This is a genomic window from Mesorhizobium sp. B2-3-2 (assembly GCF_006442295.1).
Taxonomy (GTDB): Bacteria; Pseudomonadota; Alphaproteobacteria; order Rhizobiales; family Rhizobiaceae; genus Mesorhizobium.
In genome coordinates this window covers 28,754-53,537 of sequence record NZ_VFWA01000022.1, presented here as the reverse complement: position 1 = coordinate 53,537, position 24,784 = coordinate 28,754, and the positions used below count along the sequence as shown (strand labels likewise).

The following is a 24,784-nucleotide window of genomic DNA, read 5'->3' as shown; positions in this document are numbered from 1 at the left end:
AATTCCTGCTTTCCGATGTCATATTGGTTGGCAGGATACGGAAAAATGTGATACATTTTTCCTGACGATCGGGGGACAAGCCCCCGATCCGCGGCTTGGCCGCGAGCGAGGCAGACGGTCCATGACTCCAGCCAACGCAACGGTTTCAGGTCGGCCGGCGAGGAGGGAGAAGGTCGCGCATATTCGGTTCGCGCCAGAGGAACTTGCCGCGCTCGCGTCGGCTGCGGAGACCGCCGGCCTGTCGGTTTCGGCCTTCGTCCGCTCGCTTGCTTGCGAGGGGGCGGGCCTCCGGCCGTTTTTGAATGAGGAGGATCAGGCGATCCTGCAACTCCTCGCCAAGGATTTGCGTGCTGTTGGCAACGCTCTCAATCAGGCCATACGCGAACTCAACACTGGGCGCATGGCTGCGGCTTCGGATGTAGCCGCAGCCGCGGACGATGCCCGCGCCATTGCATTGACGGTCGCGGCCGAGCTCTCTCAGATGACGAAGCGCGCCAGCTCGGCTCGCCGCCTTGGTGCGCGCTAATGGAATTCTTCCTGGGTGCTTTCGAACGGGACTGGGAACGCCGTCGCGCAGCGCTGCTTCACGAACTGCAGCTGGGACGAGGCGAGCGCCATGAATGGGAGTGGTGTCGAAAGGGCGGGGCGGCGTTCAGCCCAGACGACACACAAGGCGGCGGCAGGCTTTCGTTTCGTCGCAGGGACGTCGAGCTCCATCGGTCGATTCGACAACGGATCATAGCCGTGGCGCATGGAAGCCAGCCGGCGGTGGTCAAGCTCGCTTCCTATGGTGGAGGCGTGCGCGTCGCCGCGATGCTCGGCTATACTTCCCGGAATGGCGAACTGGCGGTCGAAACCGAGAAGGGCGAGCAGATCACCGGAAAGGCGGCCCTCTCGCAGCTGCGCACGCAATGGGAGCATCTTTTCGACAATCGTGCCTCGAGCCGGGACATTGGTCTGTTCCAGGTAGCGGTAAACAAAAAGACACAGGAAAACGATCGCGACCAGATCTTTCGCCATGTCCTGCGCGCCGCATTCGGAGAGCGCCGCTTTGTCTATGCAATCGAAGACGTGGACGGCGCTCATCTTCGAGTGCACGGGGTCCTGCTATTGCGCGGGCCTGACGGCGAGCGCCTGAGCGGCGACGCAAAGGCTGCTGCAATCGCACAGGAGCGGTTCGACAGGAGCAAGATCGGCAGCGTCGTGCAGGCGCGAATTCTATTTCGCGGTCACGGCAATGGCGTTGCCTTCGCGCTGAGCCGGGTTCGTGAAATGGTCGAACGCTTTGATGGGCAGGTGCGCGATAATAGGGGCACCTGCATCGCTACTTTCGAGCGGGCCGGCGGTCTCGTCCAGAGGCATTGGCGCAGGCAAATGCAAAGCCGCAAGGGACGTGACGTCATGCATCTAATCTTGTCCGCGCGCGCTGGCACCGATCCAACCGCCTTTCGAGATGCGGTGCGGGACTTCCTGGGCGATCAATTCGCAGGGCATCGCTACGCTTACGCCATGCACGATCCGGCTGAGGATCCAAAGGGAATGGCGCAGGGTGGCAAGCGGCCGCATATCCACGCTCACGCGATCGTCACCATGCGTTCGGAGTCAGGAGAACGTATCGAGACCAGCCCCCAGGTCTTCCGGGCGTGGCGCTCATTGATGGCCGAGAAAGCCCGACAGCGCGGAATCAATATGGAGCTGACCGACCGTCGCGAATTTGCAAGTGCGCCCGCCTATACTCGAACCCAGGTGCGGCCTGTCAGCTATGCGGGGAGAACCGAGCATGAGGGCACCAGCCAGTCGGCACGGGAACGCTATCTAGCCAAGCGTTCCAATATCCCTGACGCAGCACTGTCGAGCCGGAGTGCCCAATACGCGGCAGCGGCTGCCCAGGTATGGCGCGAAATTGCGCGTGATAGCTCGGTCAGGAAGGTCGCCGAGTTCGCCGAAGATCATCTCGAACGAATCCGGGCCGCATTGCGGGTTAGCCAAATCCACGCGACTGCGGTCTATCGGCGAAGGCCGGACACGAATGAGGCTAAGGGACATCTGTCACGAGAACTTTTTGGAGGCGACGAGGCTGCCATGCATGCGATGACACGTGCTGAATTGCAGGCATACGAGAAACGGGTCGAGGCCATTCTGGCCGACATTGAGCGTTCCGTCGGGCCGGGCGAGCGGGCCCGATTCCACGAGATCACAGAAGCCGCGCGCGAGGTGATGAGCATCCGCCGGGAAAATCTCCGGTTCTCCGAACAACAGCCTGTCGCAGGCGAGGTGGGTCGCGGCAAGCCAAGCGCCTCCCGCGAGGTTTCGACGTCGGCCGAGGCCGATCCGCAGGATGCTCGAACGCCACCGAAGTCGACGCACGAGCCGGTTTCTGGCAACGCGGCATTGGACCGAAGCCATGAGCTTCCGCGAGACGAACGGTTGGGGAGCGCTCGTCAGGCCCGTGACCCTCCCGGTTGGATTGCCGCCGAAAGGATGAATGAAGCCGGGCAGCCGGCGGCTGAAAGACCGAGTGGAATCCCGGAGCGGTGTGCCTCGCAAACTGATGCATCGCAACGATCGCCAGAGCACCTGCGCGAATTGGAGCAGGAATTGGAACAGCGCCACATGCGTGATCGCGACGAGCGCGAGCAGTAGGGAGGAACCGCACAAGCGTCCGCTGGCCATGTGCCTCGTTGAGCCGAGATTTTAGAGTGCGGCTCGCAAATGCCGGATTGGCCTTCCGGGCGACAGCGACTGCGCGGCTTGTGCAATGCTTTGCGCGTCAATTCCATAATGCCGATACAGATCTGCGATGGTGCCCGTCTGGCCGAAATCTTCTACGCCGAGGGACCGGGTCTTATGGCCCTGGACGGACCCGAGCCAGGCAAGGGTCGCAGGGTGGCCATCGATCACGGTGATGAGCCCGCAATTGGAGGGGACGCCGGCGAGCAATCGTTCGATGTGGCTTCGTGCGTGTGCCAGGCCGTGCTCCCTTGCGCGCTGCGCAGCAGTCCATCCGGCATTCAGGCGGTCTGCAGACGTTACGGCCAAGAGGCCTACGTCGCGGCGGTCCTCCCCGATCAACCCGATCGCATTTATCGCTTCGGGTGCAATCGCTCCCGTATAGGCGACCACGATCTGGGCATTTGGTCCTGGCTTGCGCATCCAATAGCCTCCACTGAGGATGTCTTCAGCCAACGCCTGATCAACAACGCGTTTGGGCTGCTCAATCGGCCGCGTCGAAAGTCTGAGATACACGGAGCCACCCGTTGCGTCCCTGAGCCAGCTCACGGCATCGGCATGACCATCTCCATCGCGCTGCATGTAGTCGAATGAAAACCGCAGGATTGTTGCGAGCTCGTCAACGAAGGCTGGCTCGAAGCTGGCAAGCCCGTCCTGCGCCATGCCGATCAGTGGTGTTGCTATCGATTGGTGTGCGCCGCCTTCAGGCGCCAAACTGATCCCAGAGGGAGTGGCCACGACAATGAAGCGGGCATCTTGGTAGCAGGCATAGTTCAGAGCATCGAGGCCGCGCTCGATAAACGGATCATAGAGGGTTCCTACCGGTAACAGCCGTTCGCCAAATATCGAATGGGAGAGCCCGAGAGCGGAGAGAGTTAGAAACAGGTTCATCTCGGCAATGCCGAGTTCGATGTGTTGGCCCTTTGGCGAGAATTCCCAGTTGAAGGTCGAAGGAATCCGCTCTTTTCTGAACAGGTCGGCCTTCTCTTCCCGGGCAAACAGACCTCGGCGATTTACCCATGCGCCAAGGTTGGTAGAGATGGTCACGTCCGGCGACACCGTGACGATCCTTCTCGCGAGATCAGTGTCGGCCTTGGCGATCTCGTGCATGAGAGTTCCAAAGCCATGCTGCGTCGAAACTGGCGATTGCACTTCAATGGTGAAGGCAGCAGGAACAGCGATTTTCCCGGCCTGATGGGGCGCTCGGCGCCGGGCGTTGAATGGGGCCGCCTGTACAAAAACGGCCAGTTCTTCGGCGGGCAGCAGGAGACCTTCATATGGATCCCATTCGTAACCGGGCCGAACGCCAAGGCTAGCGCGCAGGTCCTCGACCTGCTTTGAGGTCATCAGCCCCGCATGGTTATCCTTGTGGCCCGCCAGCGGCAGGCCGAATCCCTTGATCGTGTAGGCGACAAAGCAAACCGGGCGATCGTGCTCGCGCGCGTCCTGGAAGGCCTGCAACAATGAGCGCAAGTCGTGCCCACCGAGGTTGGTCATCAAACGCGCTAGGTCTTGATCCGAGCGGCTTTCAATCAGCTTGGAAGCCTGGCCTTGGTCGCCAAGATCATCGATCAAGCGCTTTCGCCATGCCGCCCCGCCTTGGTAGGCCAAAGCCGAGTAGAGCTGGTTGGGACAGTTGTCGATCCAGCTTCGCAAAGCCTCGCCCCCGGGTTCCTGGAAGGCTTCCTCGAGGAGGGAACCGTATTTGAGGATCACCACCTCCCAACCGAAATCGCGAAACAGCGAGACGAAGCGCTCCCATAACCCTTCCCGCACCACCGCGTCCAAGCTTTGTCGATTGTAGTCGACGATCCACCAGGTGTTGCGGAGTCCGTGTTTCCAGCCCTCAAGCAGAGCTTCAAAGATGTTACCCTCATCCATCTCGGCATCGCCGATGAGCGCGACCATGCGGCCCTCGGCGAGAGTGCAGGCCATGCCTTTGGCTCGAAGATAATCCTGCACCAATGAGGAAAACAGCGTCTGTGCGACCCCCAGGCCGACGGAGCCCGTCGAGAAGTCCACGTCGTCGGTATCCTTCGTGCGTGATGGATAAGATTGCGCCCCTCCGTAGCCGCGGAACGATTCCAATTTCGAGCGTGTCTGCTTGCCGAAGAGATACTGAATGGCATGGAAGACCGGACTTGCGTGCGGCTTCACCGCGACCCTGTCTTCAGGACGCAAGACCGCGAAGTAGAGCGCCGTCATTATGGTGGCGAGCGATGCCGACGATGCTTGGTGGCCTCCAACTTTGAGCCCGTCGTCATTGGGTCGAAGATTGTTGGCATTGTGGATCATCCATGTGGACAACCACAGCACCTTCCGCTCGAGAGCCTCAAGGCACGCAAGTTTAGGATCGTCCATGTCGTGCTCCATCATTTGATATGATGAGGATAGGAAAATCGGCAGGGCGATTGCAGCTAAAATTGCTATCAGGTAAGGCCATATCGGTGAGTTCAAGCCAATTTCGATGCAAGGAACAGAAGGTCATGCCAAAAAGCGTCATTGACGGTATCGATCGCAAGTTGTTGGCGGCGCTTCAGTCGGATGCTCACGCGACAACAGAAGACCTCGGCGAGATCGCCGGTCTGTCTCCATCACCTTGCGCGCGTCGGGTGCGGATGCTGGAGAAATCTGGCGTGATCAAAGCGTATGTAGCAATCGTCGACCAGGTGAAGGTTGGATTACCCGTCAGCGCGTTTGCGTCCGTCAAGCTGGAACGACAACGGGAAGAAGAGCTGGATCGATTTTCAAATGCTGTCCTGCGCTGGCCGGAAGTCGTGGAGTGCTATCTGATGACTGGCAAGATGGACTTCCTGCTGCGCGTCGTCGTCAAAGACTTGGAGGCTTATGAAGCATTCCTGAAGCAGAAGCTCACTAGACTCGATGGCGTGGCATCAATCGAGTCGAGTTTTGCCCTTGGTCAAGTGAAACATGCTCATGGACTGCCAATCGACGCTTAGGTCACCAATATATTTGGCGCTCTACTAGCCTGCCCTTAAGCAGGTTCGAGACGGATTTCAATCAAGAAAACCCGGCTTTTTCGGTCAGTTGAGGGCCCGCACAACGGTAGTCCAGATCAACAAAATACCACCAATGTTTCTGTGGGATTGGCTCGGTCCGCCTACGGTCAATGCCATCGCACCTGTCTCGGACGCGCTGCTGAATGCTGCAGCGATTTGGGCGTAGGCATTGTAGGCGCACGAAGCCTGTCTGCGCCGCAGCTATGTGGCGGGAAGGTTTCATCATTGGTGAGTAACGAAGGCCCTAGCCGGGACCGGAGCTGCTTCGTTCGTCAGGCGCCGAACGGCTGCGAGGCGGTGCCTTTTGCGAGAGCTCGATCCAGACCGGCGCGTGATCGCTGCTCTTTTCCCAGCCGCGCACCTCGACGTCGACTTGCGCGTCGATCAGCCGCTTCTTGAGCGACGGGCTCAGCAGAAGGTGGTCGATGCGCAGGCCTGCGTTGCGGCCGAAGGCGTTGCGGAAATAGTCCCAGAACGTGTAGATCTTCTCACCGGGATGACGCGCGCGCAGCGCGTCGGTCCAGCCTTGTTTGAGCAGCGTCGCATAGGCGGCGCGCGCCTCGGGCGCGAACAGAGCATCGTCCAGCCAGCGCTCGGGCTTGTAGACATCGAGTTCGGTCGGCATGACGTTGAAATCGCCTGCCAGCACCACTGGCTGTTTGGACCCGACGAGTTCGGCTGCGTGGTCGATGAGCCGATCGAACCAACGCAGCTTATAGTCGAATTTCAGGCCGGGCCTCGGATTGCCATTCGGAAGATAAAGGCATCCGATAAGGATGCCGTTGACTGCTGCTTCGATGTAGCGGCTATGGCTGTCGTCGGGGTCGCCCGGAAGGCCGCGCCGCGTTTCGTGGATTTTGCCGACGCGGCTCAGGATCGCGACGCCGTTCCAGCTTTTCTGGCCATGCCAGACCACGTCATAGCCGAGGTCGCGGATCGGCCGTTCCGGGAACTTCTCCTGGGGCGCCCTGAGTTCCTGGAGGCAGGCAATGTCCGGCGCTGCCTCTTCCAGCCAGCGCAGCAGCACCGGCAGGCGGCCGTTGACGCCGTTGACGTTGTAGGTCGCGATCCTCATGGCTTCACAGGTCCGGCAGGAACTGATCGGCCCGGCCCCATCCCGCGAGGGCCTTCGATGCGGCGCGCTTCTTCAACTCGGGCGCATCGCCGACATGGAAATGAGAGGGCGCATCGATTGTCTTCATCTCCGCCCAGGTGACAGGTGCTGCGACCGGGGCGCCCGGCCGCGATCTGGCGCTATAAGCCATGATTGCCGTTGCGCCGCGCTGGTTGCGCAGATAGTCGACGAAGATCCGACCCTTGCGTTTGGCCTTCGACAAAACGGCCGTGAAGTGGGCAGGGTCGCTCTGCGCGACCGCCTGAGCAAGCCGGGAGGCGAAGGCCTTCACCTCAGGCCATTCAGCTCGCGGCGTAAGCGGCGCGATCACATGCACGCCCTTGCCGCCCGTCAGCATCGGGAAAGTGGTCAATCCAAGGGATTTCAGTATATCCCGGAACTGGAATGCGGCAGCGCGAACCGCCTCGAAATTCAGTCCCTCGTCGGGGTCGAGGTCAAACACAAGGCGGTCGGCCTTCTCGACGTCTTCGATGCGCGCTCCCCATCCATGGAACTCGATCGTTCCCATCTGGACACAGGTCACAAGCCCCTCGGCGTCGTCGACGTAAAGGTAGGGCTCCTCATGGCCGTCCTTTTCGGTGATCCCGACGTGATGGACCTTGTCGCCGAAGCTGCCAGCGTCGTGCTTTTGGAAAAAACATTTCTTGGCGCGGCCCTGCGGGCAGCGGACCAGGCTGATTGGTCTGCTGCCTGCCCAGGGAAGCATGATCGCTGCAACATCGGCGTAATGATCGGCAAGCTGTCCCTTGGTGATGTTGGATTCGGGGTAGATTACGCGGCCGCGATTGCTGATCGCGACCGCGCTTGTCGCCGGCGGCGGCAGCGTCGCTGTGCGGTGTTCCGTCTCGAGCACAACCGCTTCGGGCTTCTTGTCCTCACGCAAGCCGAGATAGCTTGGATGGCGCAGTGTTCCTTCATTGGTCATCTCGGTGAAGGCGATCTCGGCGACGAGGCTGGGACGCAGCCAGTGCGCGCGACGAACCTCCGCGCGCGGTGCTTCGACGGTGGCTGCCTTCTGCTCGAGCGGCGCCATGGTCTTCATCAGCCGGGCCATCCCGGCGGCATTGAAGCCGGTCCCGACCTTGCCGGCATAGCGCAGCTTTCCGCCGTCATGGACCCCAAGGATCAGCGATCGAAACGCGCGATCCTTGTCTGACGGCGTCCAGCCTACGAGCACGAACTCCTGACGTTTGATGCACTTGATCTTCAGCCAGCTTCCGTCGCGGGCGCCGACATAGCCCGAATCCGCCAGCTTCGAGATAACCCCCTCAAGGCCGGCGTCGCAGAAGCGGTTCAGCAATTCTTCCCCCCGGCCCTGGATATGATCGGAGTAGCGAAGGATGGGGCTCTTCGCCGGCAGAATTGCCTCCAGTTTCTCCTTGCGCTCCAGCAGCGGCAGCCTCGTCAGGTCTTCCCCGTCGAGTTGGAGCAGGTCGAAGGCATAAAAATCGATGCTCGTGGGAGCGCCCTTCAACGCGTTCTGCAGCGCCTGGAAACTGGACCGCCCCTCGGCGTCGGTGACGATGGCCTCTCCGTCGATGAGGGCAGAGCGAACCTTGAGCTTGCGCGCCTCCGCCAAAATGGACGGAAAGCGGCCGGACCAGTCCAGGCCGGAGCGCGTATAGGCGCGCGCCTCGCCGCCGCCCACGGCGACAAGAATACGATAGCCATCGTATTTCATCTCGTGGATCCAGCGATCGCCAGGGGGAACCGTGTCCACCAGTTTTGCAAGCTGGACCGGCCGGAACGCGGGTGGCGCATGTTTGGCTGCCCCGCGCGAGGCTGGCTTCGCAGGGGGAGCTGAAGATCCTTTGATTGTGGGCCGACGCAAAGCTGACTTGCTCACTTGACTTGACCCTGTTCAGACCGAACTATGCAATGAGTCATTGCGAACACGCAGCCTATTTCTTCAGTTTCTCCGCGGCGGCATTGAGCTTATCGCGGTCGTTGCCGATGCGCTTGATCAGGGCTTCGGCCTGCTCTCTCTGATACCGTGCTTGCGGGCGAAATAATTGACCTCATAGCCCTCACCGCCGGAGACCTGCCGACGGTCTGCGGCGCCTCGCTTCGATTTGTTGTCCGCCATTATCGTCTCCCCTGTTCCATAGCTGCGCCGTCACGACGTTCGACCTGTAACGCTTTGGTAAGACTTGCGATCCTGAGCCGGACAAGAAATTCGACGTTTCACCTGAAATCCCGCGTCTTGACCTTGAGGTTGTCGATGTGGAGGTCGGGTATGTAGATGTCGCGGCTGCGCAGCCCCTTGGGCAGCAGCTCGCGCGGATCGGGTCCCGAGCCGCCATTGCGCCGCGGGCGTGCGGCAGGGGAAAGCTGCCCTCGCGTTCGCCGATGCTGGCGAGCTCGGCTGAAAGATCGCTGATCTTCCGAGCCACGAGGTGGACCACTTCGCCCTCACGCTGGATGCGGCCGCTTACCGCGATCATGCCCGCCGACAGAACCGTGCGCCGGTGCTGCTCGAACACTTGGGGCCAGACCACGAGGTTCGCGATGCCGGTCTCGTCCTCAAGGGTGATGAACATCACGCCCTTGGCCGAGCCCGGGCGCTGCCGGACGAGCACTATGCCTGCCGCTTCCAGCCAGCGCCCGTCGCGCGCCTCCATCGCCTCGGCGCAAGACACGATGCGGCGGCGGCGAAGATCTTCGCGCAGGAAAGAGATCGGATGGCTGCGAAGCGTCAAGCCTATGTGGCGGTAGTCTTCCACGACCTCGCCGCCGGCGGTCATCGGCGGCAGCGCCACCGCCGGTTCATTGATCTCCGGAATCATCTCCGCCTCGCGGGCCGATGCGGCCGCGAACAGGGGCAGGGGCTCGTCGCGCAGCGCCTTGATCGCCCACAGCGCCTCGCGCCGCGCGAGACCAAGCGCCGGCCGGAACGCGTCTGCCTCGGCGAGCTGGACAAGCGCGGCCTGCGGCACGCCAGCGCGGCGCCACAGATCGTCGACGGAGGCGAACGCCTGGTCGGCGCGGGTGGCGACAATCGTGCTTGCATGGACATTTGCGAGACCGCGCACCATGCGCAACCCAAGCCGGACGGCGAAATGTCCGTCGTCGGCGACCGGTTCCAGCGTGCAGTCAAACGCGAGGCGTTGACGCAGGCCGGCCGGATGTCGATCCCGTGCGCGGCCGCGTTCGATCTGTGCGCGCAAGGCATCTATGGCGGGCTCCGGCCGCAAGATGGTCGTTGACCTCCGGGAAAGCGCATATAAGAATGTTCTCTATTTGTTCTACGATCGAGCGATGGAAGTCAAGTGGGCCTTGGAGCGCGGCGCACCCTTGTGTAGCGGCGAAGTCATTGGGGGCGGGGCGGGGGCTAACGCCGACCTTCGACCTGGTCGTGGGTGACATAGACGATCGTGTTGCCCAGGCGCTGGTGCAGCGCCTTGATCTCAGAGCGCATCTGCACGCGCAGCTTGGCATTGAGGTTGGAGAGCGGCTCGTCGAACAGGAAGACTTTCGGGTCGCGCACGATGGGGCGACCCATGGCGACGCGCTGGCCCTGGCCGCCAGAAAGCTGGCGCGGATAGCGCTCCAGCAGGTCTTGCAGTCCAACGATCGTTGCGGCGCGCGTAATCTTGGCGTCGATCTCGCCCTTGTCGGTCTTCTTCAGCCTCAGCGCGAAAGCCATGTTCTCGCTACCGTCATATGCGGATAGAGCGCATAGTTCTGGAATACCATGGCGATATCGCGCGATTTTGGCGCGATGTCGTTGATGACTTGGCCGTCGAGCGCGATCTCGCCGGCGCCGATATCTTCGAGGCCGGCGATCATCCTTAGTAAGGTCGCTTGCCGCAACCGGACGGCCCGACAAGGATGACGAATTCGCCCGACGCGATATCCACCGACACGCCGTGGGTAACTCGCCCTTGCCATAGTCCTTCTCGACACCCGATATGGTGACCGCACTCATTGGTATTTCCCTTTAGAAAGAGACCTTGTCGCCGCCCTTGAGCTGCAAGATCTGCCGCGCCTCGTCAGGGGTGGCGACCGAGGCGCCGAGCCCCTCGACGATCTGGCGCACCTTCTTCACCTGCTCGGCGTTGGATTTTGCCAGCTGGCCCTTGCCGATCCACAGCGAGTCCTCCAGCCCGACGCGCACATTGCCGCCCAGCGCGATGGCCTGAGTGGCGATGGGCAACTGGCTGCGGCCGGCGCCTAGCACTGACCAATGACAGTCATTGCCGAACAGGCGGTCGGCGGTGCGCTTCATATGCGCGACGTCCTCCGGATGGGTGCCGATGCCGCCCAGTATGCCGAACACGCTCTGGACGAAGAACGGCGCCTTGACCAGGCCGCGCTCGACGAAATGGGCAAGCGTATAGAGATGGCCGATGTCGTAACACTCGATTTCGAAACGCGTGCCGTTTTCCGCGCAGGTGCGCAGGATGTGCTCGATGTCACCAAAGGTGTTGCGAAAGATGCGGTCGCGGGAGCCTTCGAGATAGGAGCGCTCCCAATCATGCTCGAAGGTCTTGAAGCGCTCCAGCATCGGATAGAGGCCGAAATTCATCGAGCCCATATTCAGCGAGGCGACTTCCGGCGAGAAGGTCGCCGCCGGCTTGACCCGCTCCTCGACGCTCATAGTGGCGGCGCCGCCCGTGGTGATGTTGATGACGCAGTTGGAACGCTGCTTAATCACCTTCAGGAAGGGCGCAAAGGCCCCTGTCGACTGGTCGGGCCGGCCGTCGACAAGATTTCGCGCATGCAGGTGGACGATGGCTGCACCGGCCTCGGCCGCACCGATCGCGGCGTCGGCGATCTCTTGCGCGCTCACCGGCAGATGCGGCGACATCGACGGCGTATGGATCGAGCCGGTGACCGCGCAGGTGATGATGATCTTGTTCTGGTTCGCCACTTGAAAATATCCTCGTCCTCTATTTCACTGCGCCTTGCGTGATGCCTGAGATGAACTGCTTCGACAGCACGATATAGAGCAGGGTGATCGGCAGGGCCGCCAGCGTCAGCCCGGTGAACAGCACGCCCCAATCGGTCGTGAATTCGCCGACGAAGACCGTGAGGCCCTGCGGCAACGTCTTGAGATCGTCCGACGTGATCAGCACCAGCGGAAAGAAGAAATCGTTCCAGATCGGCACGGCATTCTGGATCGCGACGATGACCAAGGCCGGGCGCGCCAGCGGCAGCATGATCGAGCGCATGATGCGAAATTCGCTGGCACCGTCCATGCGCGCCGACTCCTCCAGTTCGCGCGGCAAGGTCCTGAGAAAGCCCGTCATGATGAACACCGCGGAAGGAATGCCCATGGCCACATAGACCAGCACCAAGCCGGCATAGCTGTCGACCAGGCCAAGCGAATCCAGCTGGATGAACAATGGAATGATCGCCAGTTTCAGCGGAACGGTCATGCCGCTCAGGAAAAACATCAGCACCAGTGCGCTCAGCCTGAATTGATAGCGGGCGATGGCATAGGCGGCCATGGTGCTGAACAGAAGGATCAGTGCTACCGCGGCCAAGGTGATGCCGAGAGAATTGGCGAGGTACCGGACGAAATTGGTTTCGCTCCACACGCGCTCGGCATTGACCAGCGAAAAGTGCGCCGGCAGGGCGAAGGGCGAGCTGAAGATCTCGGCATTGGTCTTGAAGGACGATATCACCATGACGAACAGGGGATAGATCATGATGACGGCATTGATCACCAGCATCAGCTGGATGGCGCCGTTCTTCAACAGCTCGCCGGGTTCCCTGGTGCCGACCGCTGCGCTCACAGTTCGATCTCGCGACGGCGCAGATAGCGAAGCGCGATTGCTGTGACGCCGGCAACAATGATGAACATCATCACCGCCAGCGCGCTGCCCTGGCCGAAATCCTGGATGCCTGTTGTCGTCGAGCCGAAGGCGGTCCGGTAGAAATAGAGGCCGAGCACATCCGTCGCGCCGCCTGGCGAACCGGTGAGGCCGGCCATGACATAGGGGATTTCGAACCAGTTGAAACTGCCGATGAAGGTCAAGATGGTGACGATGGTGACGCTCGGCGCAATCAGCGGCCAGATGATGCGCGTCATCAGCACATAGTCGCCGGCGCCATCCAGCCGGGCAGCTTCGATCACTTCCTTGCCGACGCGCTGCATGCCTGCCAGCAGCACCAGCGTCGGAAAGCCGAGCCAGTGCCAGATGTTCGCGAACAGGATGCTGCCCAGCGCGGTGTTTTCACTTCCGAGCCACGGGATGGCGCCAATGCCGATCAGCACCAGCGTCTGGTTAACCAGCCCGAACAGCGGATGCAGGAACAGTTTCCACAGGAAGCCAACGATGACGGCCGACAGCACAACAGGCAGAAAGACGATGACCTGGTGGACGCGGTGACCGGGCAAGGCCTTCAGCAATGCGTAGGCAAGCAGGAAAGCGGTGCCGTTCTCGAACACCATCAGCGCCACGAAGGCGACGATGTTGTGTTTCAGCGCATTGTAGGTCCAGCCGCTGTAAGGCTGTTCGAACAGCACCTTGCGGAAGTTCTCGAAGCCGATGAATCCGGTCGGCCGCAGGCCGTTGAACTCATAGAAGGCGAGACGGAAGGCCGAAAGCAGCGGCCACAGCACGAACAGCACCATGACCACCAGGGCCGGTGTCAGCAGGGCCGCTATCCAGAGTGATCGGCGCCACGGAAAAGCTTTTGAGGGGTGGCGCCGGCCGCTGTTCATTTCACTTGACCTGGAAAGGCTTGTACCATTTGGCCAGGCCGTCGGTCAGGTCGGCGGCCAGTTGGTCCGGGTTGATCGAACCTGACATCATCTTGGTGATGTCGCCCTGCAGCAGCTCCGATCCAGTCGGCTTCTCGAAACGGAAGTATACAACATTGATATGCGGCATGGCGGTCTCGTTCAACTTGGCGACGTGGGCGAGCAGTTCGTCCTTGATGACCACGCCCTTGATCGGCGAGATGTTGCCGAGCAACGCCGAGAACTTGTCGCCGAATTCCTTGGTGCCCATCCAGTTCACCAGCTTGAGCGCGGCCTCCTTGTTGGCCGACTTGGCGTTGACGGCATAACCGCCATCAAAGAACTTAGTCACCTGCGGCACATCGCCGGCCCTGGCCATTGGCGGGGCGATGAAGTCCATGTTGATGTCCGGGTTCTGGGTCCGGTAGCTGGCGATGTCGAAGCTGCCTCCGGCCAGCATCGCCGCCTTGCCGCTGATGAACAGCTGGCCAGCGGTGTCGTAGTCGATGCCTTCGAATCCAGGAGGCATGTAGTCGCGCAATTCGAGCAGCTTGCCGAGTGCCGCGACGTAGCGTGGGTCCTTAAAGGTGGTCTTGCCCGACGTCAGGTCGCTGACAAAGTCCTGGCCGAGAAACGGGTTGGTGAAGATGGCGACGAACATCTCGTTGAACCAGCTCGTGCCCATGCCGTTGGCCAGGGGGTAGATACCCTTGACCTTCAGCGCCTTGCTGACGGTTATGAACTCGTCCCATGTGGTCGGCGGGCTCAGCTCGGCCTTGGCAAAGACGTCCTTGTTGATGAACAGGCCAAGCGTCTGCGAAGCGAAGGGCAGGGAATAGACCTTCTTGTCGGCGCGGTATGTGCCGGCCACCAGCGCATCGGCGGGCTGGTTGGCAAGTGACGGAACCCTGGTCAGATCCTGCGGCTCGAAGTAGCCTGCTTTCACGAACTGCTCGAGCCAGCCATAGGCGTGGGTATGAATGACGTCGCCGCCCTTGCCGGCGGCCAAGGCCGTCGAGACGATGGTCGGATAGTTCTCATCCGGGAACGACTCGAACTTCACATGGATGTCCGGGTTCTCCTTGGTGAAATCGGTGAAAAGTTCATTGTAGGCGGCCCTATCTTCCTGACGCCAGGTCCAGAACGAGATGTCGGTAGCGTGAGCCACGCTTGCCGTGAGTCCCCATGCGAAAGACGCGGCCGCAAGGGCCAGACCAATCCTTCTCCTGCTCATGTTGCAATCTCCCAATCGCGCTTGATGCGTTTTTTACGACGATTATCAAATCATAGTTCTTGCCGTCTGGAAAGATAGTTTGTAAAGTTTCCTAACTAATGCGAATTGGACGCGGCAACCCGCTTCGTCCGGCATGGGCGGTGGATGTTGGTGACCCAGAAAATCATTGCAGGTGTGGATATAGGCGGGACCAAGACGCGCATTATGGCGTGCATGGACGAGCGCACGATCGCCGACGAGGTGCTGGTGACGGAGAGTTGGCGTATTCGCCAGATGGAGTCCGATGCCACGAGGCTCGCCGACATCGTCGCGGGGTTGTGCGGTGGCGTGGCGCCCGTTGCGCTGGCAGTCGGCGCGCATGGCTGCGACACGGGTGAACAATGCCTGCGCTTCCAGGCGCTGCTGGCGAGCAGGACCGGCGGCGCGGTGCAGGTGGTCAACGATGCCGAACTGATGGTGCCCGCCGCCGGCCATGCCGAAGGCATCGGCGTCGTCGCCGGCACAGGTTCCATCGCGGTGGCGCGCACGGGCCGAGGCAGGATGCTGGCGGCCGGCGGCTGGGGCTGGATCCTCGGCGATGAGGGCAGTGCGCCGGCCTTGGTACGCGAGGCCGCCAAGGCGATCCGCCACAGCCTCGACAGGGGCGACGATGGTGACCCGCTGATAGCCACACTGATGCGCGAACTCAATACCGACGACCACACCAAGCTCGGCATCCTGCTCAATGAAACGCGCGGTGCCGCGGTCTGGGGTCGCTATGCCAATGCCGTGTTCGACGCGGCCATCGCAGGATCGGCTCTGGCTAACCGCGTTATCAGGGAAGGTGGGGCAGGACTTGCCGCGCTGGTCGAACTGTTGATCGAACGCGGCGCCAATCCTGCTCTGGTCGTGGCCGGCGGCGGTGTCATCTCGGAACAGCCGATGCTGATGACGGCATTCGTCGAGGCCATGGCGAAAGTATCGCCGTCGAGCCAGATCGTGCTGCTGCGCGAGCCGCCGGTGCTCGGCGGCGTCGCTCTGGCCCGGCGGCTGCTCGTTGGCCAGGAGCTATCCCCACACATTGGAGCTGTTTGAATGATGAAGCGGATTGGCTATCGCCTGGCGGTGGCGCGCCAGACGGAAAGTCTCGAGATTGGCAGGCGCTCAGTGGCCGCCGCACTCGACGGCCTCGATCTCCGAGCCTTTGCCGGCAAGACGATCGGCCTTGCAGGTATTGGCGCCAGCTACCAGGCGGCGCTGGCCGGGGCGCTTTATCTGCGCGCCTCCGGCATCAGGGCCGTCGCCTATACGCCGACAGATCTCTATGGTCGCACGGATGCGGCCGCCGATGTCTTTATCGCACTGTCGGCCTCAGGGCAGAGCCGAGAAATTTTCGATGTCATGCGTGAAGCATCCGCGTCGCCGCGCCTGGCGATCTGCCGTGGCAGCGACAATCCGCTGGCTGATTTGACCGGCGCCGCTCTTGCCACTGATTCGGGCGACGATAATGGCGCCAGCTCGACCGGCTATACCGGGACCTTGCTGGCGCTTGGCATGCTGATCGACCGGCTTGCCGGCAACCGCTTCGACTGGGCGCGTTTGTCGGGCGCGGTCGCCACCGTCCTCTCCGATGCGGAGCATGCTGCCGGACAAGCGGCGCGGCTGCTGCAGGGCAGAACATCCATCGATATCGTCGGCGCCGGTGTCGGCTTCGCCAATGCCGGCGAGGCGGCGATGCTGATCCGCGAGGCGGTTCGCGTGCCGGCATCCGGGTGGGATACGCTTAATTATCTGCATGGACCGATGGAATCTCAGGATGCGGCGACCGGATTGATCGTCATCGGCGATGGCCGCGAGGTGAAGATCGCGCAGGATGTCGCCGGCTTTGGCTGCCCATCGGTGCTGGTCACGCGGCGCTCGGATGTCGTTTCGGCCGACAGGCTGGCGGTGATTTCCGTACCGGCCCTTGGCAATGCCCTCGCCGATGCCATTCTGGAAATCGTCGCCATCCAGCTTGTCGTCGGCAACATGCAGGATGCGGCCGGCCTGACCGATATCGTCTTCCGTTATCGGCAGACCGATACCAAGCTGAGGCCGTGGTCGCCGACGGAAGTCTGACATCCTTGTGCGGACATCGTGGAAATTGCCAAACCGGTCAGCAATGGGGCATTGAGGGCGGAATGCGGCTTTGAGTCGGCGGCGCTTTCGCTGTACCGACCGAGACAGGATTTCAGGGCAAAAGGTCAAACGGCTGAGATGGCGGCTGCGGAAATCCCAAATCTGACCGACAGTGCCCGAGCCGTGCTGCGCGTGCTCGCCGCGCATGGACCGGTCACGCGGCCGAAGCTCGGCGCCATGCTCGACCTGTCGAAGCCGACCATGTCGGCCGCCGTGTCGGAGCTGAGCGCGCTCGGCCTCGTTGCCGCGCGCGGCCGGGAACGCGGCGCCATTGGCCGCACGGCGACCATCTACGGCATCGGCTCGGGTGCGGGCTACGCGATTGGCATCGATGTCGGCGCCGCCCAGGTGCGGGCGGTTGCCTGTTCGATGGACACACAGAAGCTGATATCGGCGGAAGAACCGATTCCAGAAGCCAAGGCCGGCGATGCCGACGAGGTCGGAGCCATCGTCCTGTCGGTGGCGCGTGCCACAATGGCCAAGGTCAGCAAGAGTTTTCGCGCGCTGCGCGCCATTGCCGTGGCGGTGCCGCGCATAGTCTCCAATGATGGTTTTGACCGTCCTGGGGGGCCGTCCGCCGCGCTTGACCTGCTGCGCCGTAGCATCGAGGTGCCGATCATCCTGGAAAACAACGTCAACTGCGCGGCCATCGGCGAAATGCATTTTGGTGCCGCGCGAGGTCACCGGACCTTCGTCTTTCTGCAGGTTGGCGTGCGGGTCGGGCTCGGCTTCATCACCGAGGGACGCTTGTTTCGCGGCGCCGGGGGTGCGGCCGGCGAAATTGGCCGCATGCCGTTTCCGTGGTCAGCCAGCGAGACGCCCTATCGTGAAGGACTCGAACATTATCTCGGCTCGCGGGCGCTGCTTGAGCGCTGCCGAGTCGACTGGCCCGCCGGGGAAGGCGCGCCGCCAGACTCGGCCAAGGATCTGTTCGCGCGCGCTCTTGAAGGTTCACGACCGGCAATGGTGGCCGTCGAGCGTCATGCCGCCGATATCGGCAGGCTGGCGGCCGGCTGCATCGGCATGCTTGATCCTGGGCTGATCGTGCTTGGCGGCGGCGTCGGCAGAAATCCGCTGATGACGGAAAGCGTTGGAAATATCGCGGCGGACCTTGCATGGCCGACACGGATCGCCGTCAGTTCGCTTGAAGATGACGGCACGGCGCTGGGTGCCATGAAACTGGCCGTCGACTACAGTCTCGGACTGATGCTGCGCGAGGGCCGGCATCCGGCTGTCGTGCTGCCGCCGCTGTCCGAGTTGCAAGCGGACGCGAAGGACACTTGAGAGAAAGAACGGCAGGCGCCGGGCGCCTGCCATTGATGCGGGGTGACGCAGTGCCCTATGCGGCCGCAGCGACTTCGCGCGTTTGCAGCCACAACCACAACGGCATCGCCCTTGGCGGTCGCCTTGGCGAATGCGTCGGTGACCGCATCTCGTCCCTTGGCGACGCCCTCGATGCGGATGACGTCGACATCGGCCAAGCCGATGAAACCGAGCAAGCTGCGCAGTTAAGGAATGGCATGGTCGAACTGGACGGGAGGATCGTCGCGGACGGCCACAGCGCGCTTACGCCGAACCTGCCGCTTTCCTCAGGCGGTCGAGCGCACCAGTTGACGCAAGGTCGGCAGCATGTCGTCCGGCTCCGGCCTGCGGGTATAGCCGGATTGACCTCTGCATAGGCGATGGTGCCGTCCTGGGCGATGGCATAGCGGGCCGGCATCGGCAGCGCCCAGCTCGGATCATTGTTGAAGGCCGGTAGGTCGTTCTTCAGGCTCTTGTAGAGATCGATTAGATAGTCCGGCAGCTTGAAGCGAATGCCGAAGGCGGCTGCAACCTCGCCATTTACATCCGAGAGGATGGGGAAGGTGAGATTGTTCTGGCGGACGGATTTGCGACTGTTCGGCGCCGTCTGCGGCGAGATCGCCACAAGCGAGGTGCCGAGCTTGTCGGACTCGGGCTTGGCAGCCTCCAGCGCCTGCAATTCCATGTTGCAACAAGGACACCAGACCCCGCGATAGAAGCTAATGACGAGAGGCCCCTTGAGGAGGTCGTCAGATCTGACGAGATTTCCTTCGGATAGGCATCGCTTCCGATTCGAATTCATGCCCCTTTTTTTTGTAGTCGCGGCAATACCGATTGGTGTGTCTCAGCTCGCAGGGATAGAGGAGCCACCTCGCGCAGAGTGACCGGCTTTATATCGCCTGGCTTGTTTCGGTCAGGCCTGTCAGGCTCTCTGAATGCCCAACCACATGCCGCTCACGCCTCGCAATTCTTACGCTGAGCCAGGACGCATAGCCGCGCAACCAACAATCGGCATCGGGATGCCGAAGCGTGAGGCAGTTTGGCCATCAGCTAGATGATCGCGGCTTTGAGCTTAGCCAAATGTGCAGTGGCGAGGTTAAGGAGCGCCGTTGCCGTTTCCTCTGCTGACCACCCCTGCGCGATTGAAGAGGCTACCAAAGCCGCGAAGGCGGTCTCTATTGCAACTTCGCAGTTCACTTCCCTGTCGGGGCTTCCCTCAGGCAGTATGGGAGCGGCAACCGGTGCGGTTTCGGACATGCAAAATGAATCGCCGAAAATGGAAAAGGTTCCAGTTTGGAAGCTGCACATATTCCGTTGCCGATTAATTGCAGTCCAACCGTTCGTGCTTTGCCGAGATAAACGCTAGAGATAACGGCAATTGGCCAGCCCGATCGCCCAGTTGCGGACCCGCGAAAGCTGGTGAATGCGAGTCGGTTCGGAACTTTTCGAGATGTGAGGATCCGGATCTTAGCCGGATCTAGCCTAAGTGACCAGATTCGAAAGTGGAACAGGGCGACAGCAGCCGGGAATACCCAGGTACTCGGCCAACTGTTATGCCATGTGGTCACAACAGGCAGATACAAAAGAGGGCTCCGGACAGAAGGTTGGGTCCATCTGCGCTTAGGCTAATCTGCTAGGCCGTCCCGCGACGCAAGCATGACCCGGCTGACAGATCAGGATCAAGAAAGCCGGGTCAAGCTTGGCGATCAATAATCGCTGTCGTCCTGCTGGATGACCACCGGGCGGTGATGCTGACGGTGCATCGAGCCCGTGACGACAACGGTGTCGGGCCGACGATGGTGGCGATGCCAGGCACGCTTACCGTTGTCGTAAAAGGCCACTTGGCCGTGGTGACGGTGATGAAGGCGGCCGCCGTCCTCATTATAAACCCCTGTGCCATGATGCTGATGGCGATGATGGGTCGTGATCACGACATCGGCCTCGGAACGCGAGGCCGACATTGCGCGAGCCATCATCTTCGACACGGCCGATTCCATTCGCAACAAGATGACCCCAGGCCATCGATGAATTTGCTGGCCTGTTCGCGGGGGGTAACCGGGTCGCAGATGCTTGACAACCTAAGGGCCCAAGTGCGGGATAATGGCACGGACCAGAGCGCCCGATCGGGCGTAAGCTGGTCCGGGTTGCGCAGCCCGATCGGGGGCAGCCTGGCTCCCTGGCTTTAGCTTTGAAAGCCGCTTCACTCGGCAGCGGCCAACCTTGCCAGCGCCTGTTCTCGCCGCGCGATGACAGCAGGGTCGTTGAGAAAATCGGTCCTGCGGCCCGGCTTCGACCCGCGCTTCTTGTAAGCGCTCTGCTCGCTGTTGGTCTTGATCTTCGGCGGAGGCCGCGCCTCCTCCTGCTGAGCCTTGATCCAGGTCAGCACTTCGCCGAGCCGTTTGTTCTCGGTGACCGCCGTGTGCGTGACGCGCTGCTCCTTATCGAAGACGGTGTAAGGCAAGGAACACGCTCTCCATCGAACGTCCAGCCGACCGTTGGCGAATTCGTAGATATCGACGTATTTGCCGACCAGCCCGCACGAAAGCTCGTTCTTCTCAAGCATGATTTGCCTGCGTTCGTAGGAGAACGACAATTGCTGGCCGACATAACGCTGCTCCCGCTTGCACAGCATGTCACGCAGCCGATCCGGCGCAACATTCAATGCGCGATGCAGATTGTCCGGTCGGCGAACCTTTCGTTGAAGTCAGCCATGAATATCGGCAAGAACGCGTTGGCCGCCTCGATGTCAGATATGCCGGCAAGGCGCAGTTCCTTCACGAGGCGGTCCTGCAGCGTCCGATTGACCCTTTCAACCCGGCCCTTGGCCTGACTCGAATTGGCGCACAGGATCTCGATGTTGAGTTCCGACAAGGCGCGACCAAACTGGGTCATGCCGCGGCCTGCCTTGGCGTCCGTCTTGGCGACACGAAACACCGTATGCTTGTCGGAATAGAATGCGACTGGGCAGCCGTGCGCCTTCAGATAGAGCTCGAGCGTCTCGAAGTAGCTGAAGGTGCTCTCCGACTTCACAAAGCGAAGCTGCTGGAGCTTGCTCGTGGCATCGTCGATGAAGACGAGCAGGGTGCATGGATCGCCCCGCTCCTCGAACCAACGGTGATCGCTGCCGTCGATCTGCACCAACTCGCCATATGACTCCCGACGTAATCTGGGCTGATGGAACGTCCTGCGCTGCTTTCGGGACAGCCAGATTCCAGCTTCCGCCGTCCATTTGCGCAACGTCTCTCGCGACACGACCAGGCCGTGGTTCGCCGCGCGGCCGCCAAGGTCGGCCCAAAGTCGAGATAGTGTTCCCGAACCAACTGAACCGCCAGTTCGCCGATGCCGGCGACATATCGATGGTTCGACGGTCGTCTTCGAGCCTTGTGCCGAAGGGCTGCGGCGCCTTCGGCCCGGAACGCCTTCAGCAGACGCTGGACCTGGCGGGTCGTCATATCCAGCACATGCGCCGCCGAGACAACCGTCATGCGCCGCTCCAAAACCTTCGACAGCACCTCGATGCGTTGCAGCTCGCGCTCGCTCATTAAAATTAGTCCCAACCCGCCGTCTCCCTCGCTCACCGACGAGCAGGGCGACATTCCTACGTTGCGGAATCAAGACATTTCTATTTTGCGGTGTGAGTTCCAGCTGAAGTGCGACAAGCAGCGCGTCAGGTTAGCGCGTTCACCGATTGGCCAACAGTATCTTCTGACGGAAGACTTCGGCCGGTGTTCTGAAGCCGAGGCATTTTCGGGGCGTCGAGTTGAGATGGGCGCACACCTGGTGCAGGTCTCGATGCTCTATCGACAACGGATCGATGTCTCGCGGAAGCCATTTGCGAGCGCGACGGTTGGTGTTTTCCACCGTGCCTTTCTGCCACGGCGCCTGCGGGTCGCAGAACCATGTCTGAACGCCGAGACCGGCCTGAAGGTAGGGCCAGTCTGTGAACTCGGTGCCGCGGTCGAAGATGATCGATCGGCGGGCCGAATGGGGAAGTGGACCAAGCACGTCAATCAAGCCATCCATGATCGCGCGCGACTGTCGGTCGTTGTTGCGTAGGAAGACTGTGAAGCGGCTCACCCGTTCGACCAGCGAAGTGACGTTCGCTTTGCCAAATTTCTTGCGGAACTGGATCAGATCGCATTCCCAGTGTCCGAGCTGCTTTCTGTCGCGGACGATGTCCGGACGATGCAAAATGCTCAAATCCGGGCTAAATCGACGGCCATGACGCCGCCTTACGTGCCTCGGCCGGCGTCGGGCGCGGCTCTCCGGAAGATAGCGCCACAGCTTTATCTCCTGGCCATAGGGCGAATAGGCAAAGCGATAGATCGTCTCGTGGCAGACGCGAACGCTGCTGCGTTCATAAGCCAATCGACCGGCGATCTGCTCCGGTGACCAGCCATGCTTGATACGCTCGATGATTGATGCGCGAAGCTTCGGATGCCGAACCAGTTTACGATAACGGCTGCGACGTTCCTTGGCCCGATGGTTGGCCGCCACACAGAAATAGCCTGTCAGATCCGGCATCTCCCGATCCTCAAACTTATTCCGCGCGATCTCGCGGAAAATCGTCGAGCGATGGCGGCCGAGTTTCTCAGCAATCGCATCGACACTGACGCCAGCATGGCGCCAGCGCTCGATCTTGCGGCGTTCATCCAAATCGATCTGGGAGTAGCTGCGTTTCATGTGCGGTTCCATGCATGCGATAAGGCATTGGTATCGCTGCAACGTCGCAGTTCAAGATAGAACCCACCCTGCTACATCCACAAGTCGCAGAATCTATCTTATGGAACTGGCGGAAATCTCTATAAAAGCAGAGGCTTAGTTGAGATGCTGGAGCTGATGCGTCTCTCTGAGAATAACTGCGATTGGCAACGTTCCTGTTCAAATTCCAGCCAAGGTGTCATGACGCAAGCTGATTGATTATCTGGGGTCCTGACGCAGTAACTGATTGTGAATGTCGCTAGCGGCGACCGCGGCATGGCCGAAGCCGACCGCAATCTGATTCAGCGCCTTCACCACATCTCCAATGGCGGAGACACCTTCCGCGCTTGTGCGCTGATGCGCGTCAACTCGAACATAGCCGTCTTCTGAGCAGTCGGCCCCCAGGGATGTAGCTAGTTCGGATCGTACGACACAGCCCATCGCGATATAGATCACTTCGAAGAGTTGTTTGCGGCCGTTCTCCAGAAGTACCTCGTATCCACTGTCCATTGGAAGGAGGCTATTTACATTGTCCAAAATTCCTGCCTTGAAAGCAACCGCTCGCCTCCGCGCATTGGCAGATAGACCTTCGGGACGGCTAGCCAGGACCGTGACGTTGGGCGTGTACTGCTTCAGGAATAACGCCTCCCTCATCGCGCTCTCCTCGGGGCCCATCACGGCAACGGCCTTGTCTATCACCTCATAACCGTCGCACACCGGGCACAGGCGAATGGTGCCCTTGGCGATTCCTTCGCGTATGTGTGGTACATCGGGCGTGATGTCGGTAACCCCTGTCGCGAGTATTACCTGGCGTGTCGGGTACGCTTCATTGGCAGCATGAACGACGAACCCGGCTTCGACTGGGTTAATCGCCTCTACCCGCTCCTGCCTCAGAACAGCGCCGTACATAGCAGCTTGCGCGGTGAGGCGCCGCAGGAGATCCTCGCCTCCAATTCCGTCGGGAAAACCCGGACAGTTGTGACTTTTCACAATCAATTTCGCGCGGCCGTCATCCGCGTCGAATACTACGACGCTGCGGCGAAACCTTCCCAGGTAAACAGCCGCCGCCAACCCAGCCGGACCACCGCCGACGATCGCGACGTCAAAAGGCTCGTTCGACTTTAAAGCGGACATTCGCGCCGAACGACGCAACTGGTTCAATGTTCCCCGACTAGCCGCTCGATCTACCTTATGCGCGGAGGCGCCCTGATATTTCGTCAGAGCGGAAGAATATATTCTTGTCGGCGGTCCGTCGGTCTCCAATGGAGACAGCAAGGAATGTTTATACTGACCAGAGATTGCATTCCCTGTGCGCGCCGAAACAAAGGACCCAATACCCCACGTGCCCTGCCGTCGCACGCGGCGTTGGGATTCTGCCTGCACCGGCGGCAATAAATAGCAACCCGCATCTGGGAACGTGTCGGTATCTCCACCGTTGATCGAAAATCAATTGAGACGCCGCCATGTACCTCTTCCAGATCTTGCTGCCCCGCGCGGACAACTCCGGAGAGCCGTTTCCCAAACAGGATTTTGACCGCATAAAGGAAGATCTGGCTTGCCGATTTGACGGCGTGACGGCCTACCTACAGGCGCCTGCCGAGGGGCTGTGGAGGCAGGGCGAACATTCCAGGGACGACGACATCATAGTATTCGAGGTGATGACCGGAAAAATCGATCTACAAGAATGGCGCAACTGCCGAGCCGAACTTGAGCGGCGCTTCCGCCAGCATCAAGTTGTCATTCGATATATGTTGATGGAGCTCGTCTAGGTCTCGTCATGCCATCGTTCTCGATACACAATCAGTCTACGACCC

General features: G+C 61.0%; 18 protein-coding genes and 5 pseudogenes. 7 read left to right on the top strand and 16 right to left on the bottom strand.

Annotation, left to right across the window (positions count from 1 at the left end; genetic code table 11):
• The first annotated feature begins 121 nt into the window (after positions 1-121).
• A complete protein-coding gene (locus FJ964_RS29240) occupies positions 122-526 on the top strand; it encodes a plasmid mobilization relaxosome protein MobC (RefSeq protein ID WP_140554058.1) in 405 nt (134 codons plus the stop codon).
• On the top strand, positions 526-2,643 hold the full coding sequence (locus tag FJ964_RS29235) for a conjugal transfer protein TraA (RefSeq protein ID WP_140554056.1): 2,118 nt from the start codon (positions 526-528) through the stop codon (positions 2,641-2,643). Before FJ964_RS29240 ends, FJ964_RS29235 begins: the two co-directional genes overlap by 1 nt.
• Before the next feature lie 51 nt (positions 2,644-2,694).
• Here the strand turns inward: FJ964_RS29235 and FJ964_RS29230 are convergent, their stop codons facing one another.
• Positions 2,695-5,091 carry a transketolase gene (locus tag FJ964_RS29230; protein ID WP_140554055.1) on the bottom strand — a complete coding sequence of 799 codons (2,397 nt, stop codon included), beginning with the start codon at positions 5,089-5,091 and terminating at the stop codon, positions 2,695-2,697.
• 125 nt (positions 5,092-5,216) lie between these two features.
• Here FJ964_RS29230 and FJ964_RS29225 point away from each other — a divergent pair, with 125 nt between their 5' ends.
• A complete protein-coding gene (locus FJ964_RS29225) occupies positions 5,217-5,690 on the top strand; it encodes an Lrp/AsnC family transcriptional regulator (protein WP_140554053.1) in 474 nt (157 codons plus the stop codon).
• Positions 5,691-5,994: 304 nt separating this feature from the next.
• Here FJ964_RS29225 and xth read toward each other — a convergent pair whose 3' ends face one another.
• From xth to FJ964_RS29180, 9 genes and pseudogenes are all read right to left on the bottom strand, one after another.
• Complete coding sequence (gene xth / locus FJ964_RS29220) at positions 5,995-6,825, bottom strand: exodeoxyribonuclease III (protein WP_140554051.1); 831 nt, start codon at positions 6,823-6,825, stop codon at positions 5,995-5,997.
• A gap of 4 nt (positions 6,826-6,829) precedes the next feature.
• Positions 6,830-8,731, bottom strand: coding sequence for a DNA ligase D (ligD, locus tag FJ964_RS29215; RefSeq protein WP_224629003.1), 1,902 nt, complete (start codon positions 8,729-8,731; stop codon positions 6,830-6,832).
• A 117-nt stretch (positions 8,732-8,848) separates the two neighbouring features.
• Positions 8,849-8,971, bottom strand: a complete 123-nt coding sequence (locus tag FJ964_RS29210) for a DUF3606 domain-containing protein (RefSeq protein ID WP_318012752.1) — start codon at positions 8,969-8,971, stop codon at positions 8,849-8,851.
• A gap of 98 nt (positions 8,972-9,069) precedes the next feature.
• Positions 9,070-10,039, bottom strand: a pseudogene (locus tag FJ964_RS29205) (OB-fold nucleic acid binding domain-containing protein); the annotation flags it as partial.
• Between the two features lie 177 nt (positions 10,040-10,216).
• Positions 10,217-10,674: pseudogene (locus FJ964_RS29200) on the bottom strand (ATP-binding cassette domain-containing protein).
• 151 nt (positions 10,675-10,825) lie between these two features.
• On the bottom strand, positions 10,826-11,758 hold the full coding sequence (locus tag FJ964_RS29195; protein WP_140554049.1) for a 3-keto-5-aminohexanoate cleavage protein: 933 nt from the start codon (positions 11,756-11,758) through the stop codon (positions 10,826-10,828).
• 19 nt (positions 11,759-11,777) lie between these two features.
• The gene (locus FJ964_RS29190) at positions 11,778-12,626 is read right to left on the bottom strand and encodes a carbohydrate ABC transporter permease (protein WP_140554048.1); all 849 of its coding nucleotides are present in this window, start codon (positions 12,624-12,626) and stop codon (positions 11,778-11,780) included.
• Positions 12,623-13,558 carry a sugar ABC transporter permease gene (locus FJ964_RS29185; protein ID WP_140554046.1) on the bottom strand — a complete coding sequence of 312 codons (936 nt, stop codon included), beginning with the start codon at positions 13,556-13,558 and terminating at the stop codon, positions 12,623-12,625. The genes FJ964_RS29190 and FJ964_RS29185 overlap by 4 nt, the downstream gene beginning before the upstream one ends.
• A gap of 1 nt (position 13,559) precedes the next feature.
• Positions 13,560-14,810 (bottom strand): extracellular solute-binding protein, encoded by a 1,251-nt coding sequence (locus tag FJ964_RS29180; RefSeq protein ID WP_140554044.1) that lies wholly within the window; start codon positions 14,808-14,810, stop codon positions 13,560-13,562.
• A gap of 150 nt (positions 14,811-14,960) precedes the next feature.
• Here FJ964_RS29180 and FJ964_RS29175 point away from each other — a divergent pair, with 150 nt between their 5' ends.
• The 3 genes from FJ964_RS29175 to FJ964_RS29165 all read left to right on the top strand — a co-directional run bounded on the left by FJ964_RS29175 (position 14,961) and on the right by FJ964_RS29165 (position 18,251).
• Positions 14,961-15,884 carry a BadF/BadG/BcrA/BcrD ATPase family protein gene (locus FJ964_RS29175; RefSeq protein ID WP_224629005.1) on the top strand — a complete coding sequence of 308 codons (924 nt, stop codon included), beginning with the start codon at positions 14,961-14,963 and terminating at the stop codon, positions 15,882-15,884.
• On the top strand, positions 15,885-16,907 hold the full coding sequence (locus FJ964_RS29170) for an SIS domain-containing protein (RefSeq protein ID WP_140554043.1): 1,023 nt from the start codon (positions 15,885-15,887) through the stop codon (positions 16,905-16,907).
• Between the two features lie 138 nt (positions 16,908-17,045).
• Positions 17,046-18,251: an ROK family transcriptional regulator gene (locus FJ964_RS29165; protein WP_140554041.1), complete on the top strand. Its 1,206-nt coding sequence runs from the start codon at positions 17,046-17,048 to the stop codon at positions 18,249-18,251.
• Positions 18,252-18,346: 95 nt separating this feature from the next.
• Here the strand turns inward: FJ964_RS29165 and FJ964_RS29160 are convergent.
• The 6 genes and pseudogenes from FJ964_RS29160 to FJ964_RS29130 all read right to left on the bottom strand — a co-directional run.
• Positions 18,347-18,502 (bottom strand): annotated as a pseudogene (locus FJ964_RS29160) (FMN-dependent NADH-azoreductase); the annotation flags it as partial.
• A gap of 54 nt (positions 18,503-18,556) precedes the next feature.
• Positions 18,557-19,041 (bottom strand): annotated as a pseudogene (locus tag FJ964_RS29155) (peroxiredoxin-like family protein); the annotation flags it as partial.
• 934 nt (positions 19,042-19,975) lie between these two features.
• Positions 19,976-20,245 (bottom strand): hypothetical protein, encoded by a 270-nt coding sequence (locus FJ964_RS29145; protein WP_224629020.1) that lies wholly within the window; start codon positions 20,243-20,245, stop codon positions 19,976-19,978.
• Positions 20,246-20,469: 224 nt separating this feature from the next.
• Positions 20,470-21,826 (bottom strand): annotated as a pseudogene (locus tag FJ964_RS29140) (ISNCY family transposase).
• 124 nt (positions 21,827-21,950) lie between these two features.
• On the bottom strand, positions 21,951-22,952 hold the full coding sequence (locus FJ964_RS29135; protein WP_140554036.1) for an IS30 family transposase: 1,002 nt from the start codon (positions 22,950-22,952) through the stop codon (positions 21,951-21,953).
• Between the two features lie 237 nt (positions 22,953-23,189).
• Positions 23,190-24,131, bottom strand: a complete 942-nt coding sequence (locus FJ964_RS29130; protein ID WP_224629006.1) for an NAD(P)/FAD-dependent oxidoreductase — start codon at positions 24,129-24,131, stop codon at positions 23,190-23,192.
• A 302-nt stretch (positions 24,132-24,433) separates the two neighbouring features.
• Here FJ964_RS29130 and FJ964_RS29125 point away from each other — a divergent pair, with 302 nt between their 5' ends.
• On the top strand, positions 24,434-24,739 hold the full coding sequence (locus tag FJ964_RS29125; protein WP_140554035.1) for a hypothetical protein: 306 nt from the start codon (positions 24,434-24,436) through the stop codon (positions 24,737-24,739).
• Positions 24,740-24,784: the final 45 nt, after the last annotated feature.

Excerpts from the sequence above, each read along its gene's own strand:
- FJ964_RS29180 (WP_140554044.1), bottom strand. The coding sequence starts at position 14,810 with ATGAGCAGGAGAAGGATTGGTCTGGCCCTTGCGGCCGCGTCTTTCGCA.
- FJ964_RS29125 (WP_140554035.1), top strand. The coding sequence starts at position 24,434 with ATGTACCTCTTCCAGATCTTGCTGCCCCGCGCGGACAACTCCGGAGAG.
- FJ964_RS29225 (WP_140554053.1), top strand. The coding sequence starts at position 5,217 with ATGCCAAAAAGCGTCATTGACGGTATCGATCGCAAGTTGTTGGCGGCG.
- FJ964_RS29145 (WP_224629020.1), bottom strand. The coding sequence starts at position 20,245 with ATGATGGCTCGCGCAATGTCGGCCTCGCGTTCCGAGGCCGATGTCGTG.
- FJ964_RS29210 (WP_318012752.1), bottom strand. The coding sequence starts at position 8,971 with ATGGCGGACAACAAATCGAAGCGAGGCGCCGCAGACCGTCGGCAGGTC.
- xth (WP_140554051.1), bottom strand. The coding sequence starts at position 6,825 with ATGAGGATCGCGACCTACAACGTCAACGGCGTCAACGGCCGCCTGCCG.
- FJ964_RS29170 (WP_140554043.1), top strand. The coding sequence starts at position 15,885 with ATGATGAAGCGGATTGGCTATCGCCTGGCGGTGGCGCGCCAGACGGAA.
- FJ964_RS29165 (WP_140554041.1), top strand. The coding sequence starts at position 17,046 with ATGGCGGCTGCGGAAATCCCAAATCTGACCGACAGTGCCCGAGCCGTG.
- FJ964_RS29230 (WP_140554055.1), bottom strand. The coding sequence starts at position 5,091 with ATGGACGATCCTAAACTTGCGTGCCTTGAGGCTCTCGAGCGGAAGGTG.
- FJ964_RS29240 (WP_140554058.1), top strand. The coding sequence starts at position 122 with ATGACTCCAGCCAACGCAACGGTTTCAGGTCGGCCGGCGAGGAGGGAG.
- FJ964_RS29235 (WP_140554056.1), top strand. The coding sequence starts at position 526 with ATGGAATTCTTCCTGGGTGCTTTCGAACGGGACTGGGAACGCCGTCGC.
- FJ964_RS29185 (WP_140554046.1), bottom strand. The coding sequence starts at position 13,558 with ATGAACAGCGGCCGGCGCCACCCCTCAAAAGCTTTTCCGTGGCGCCGA.
- FJ964_RS29135 (WP_140554036.1), bottom strand. The coding sequence starts at position 22,952 with ATGAAACGCAGCTACTCCCAGATCGATTTGGATGAACGCCGCAAGATC.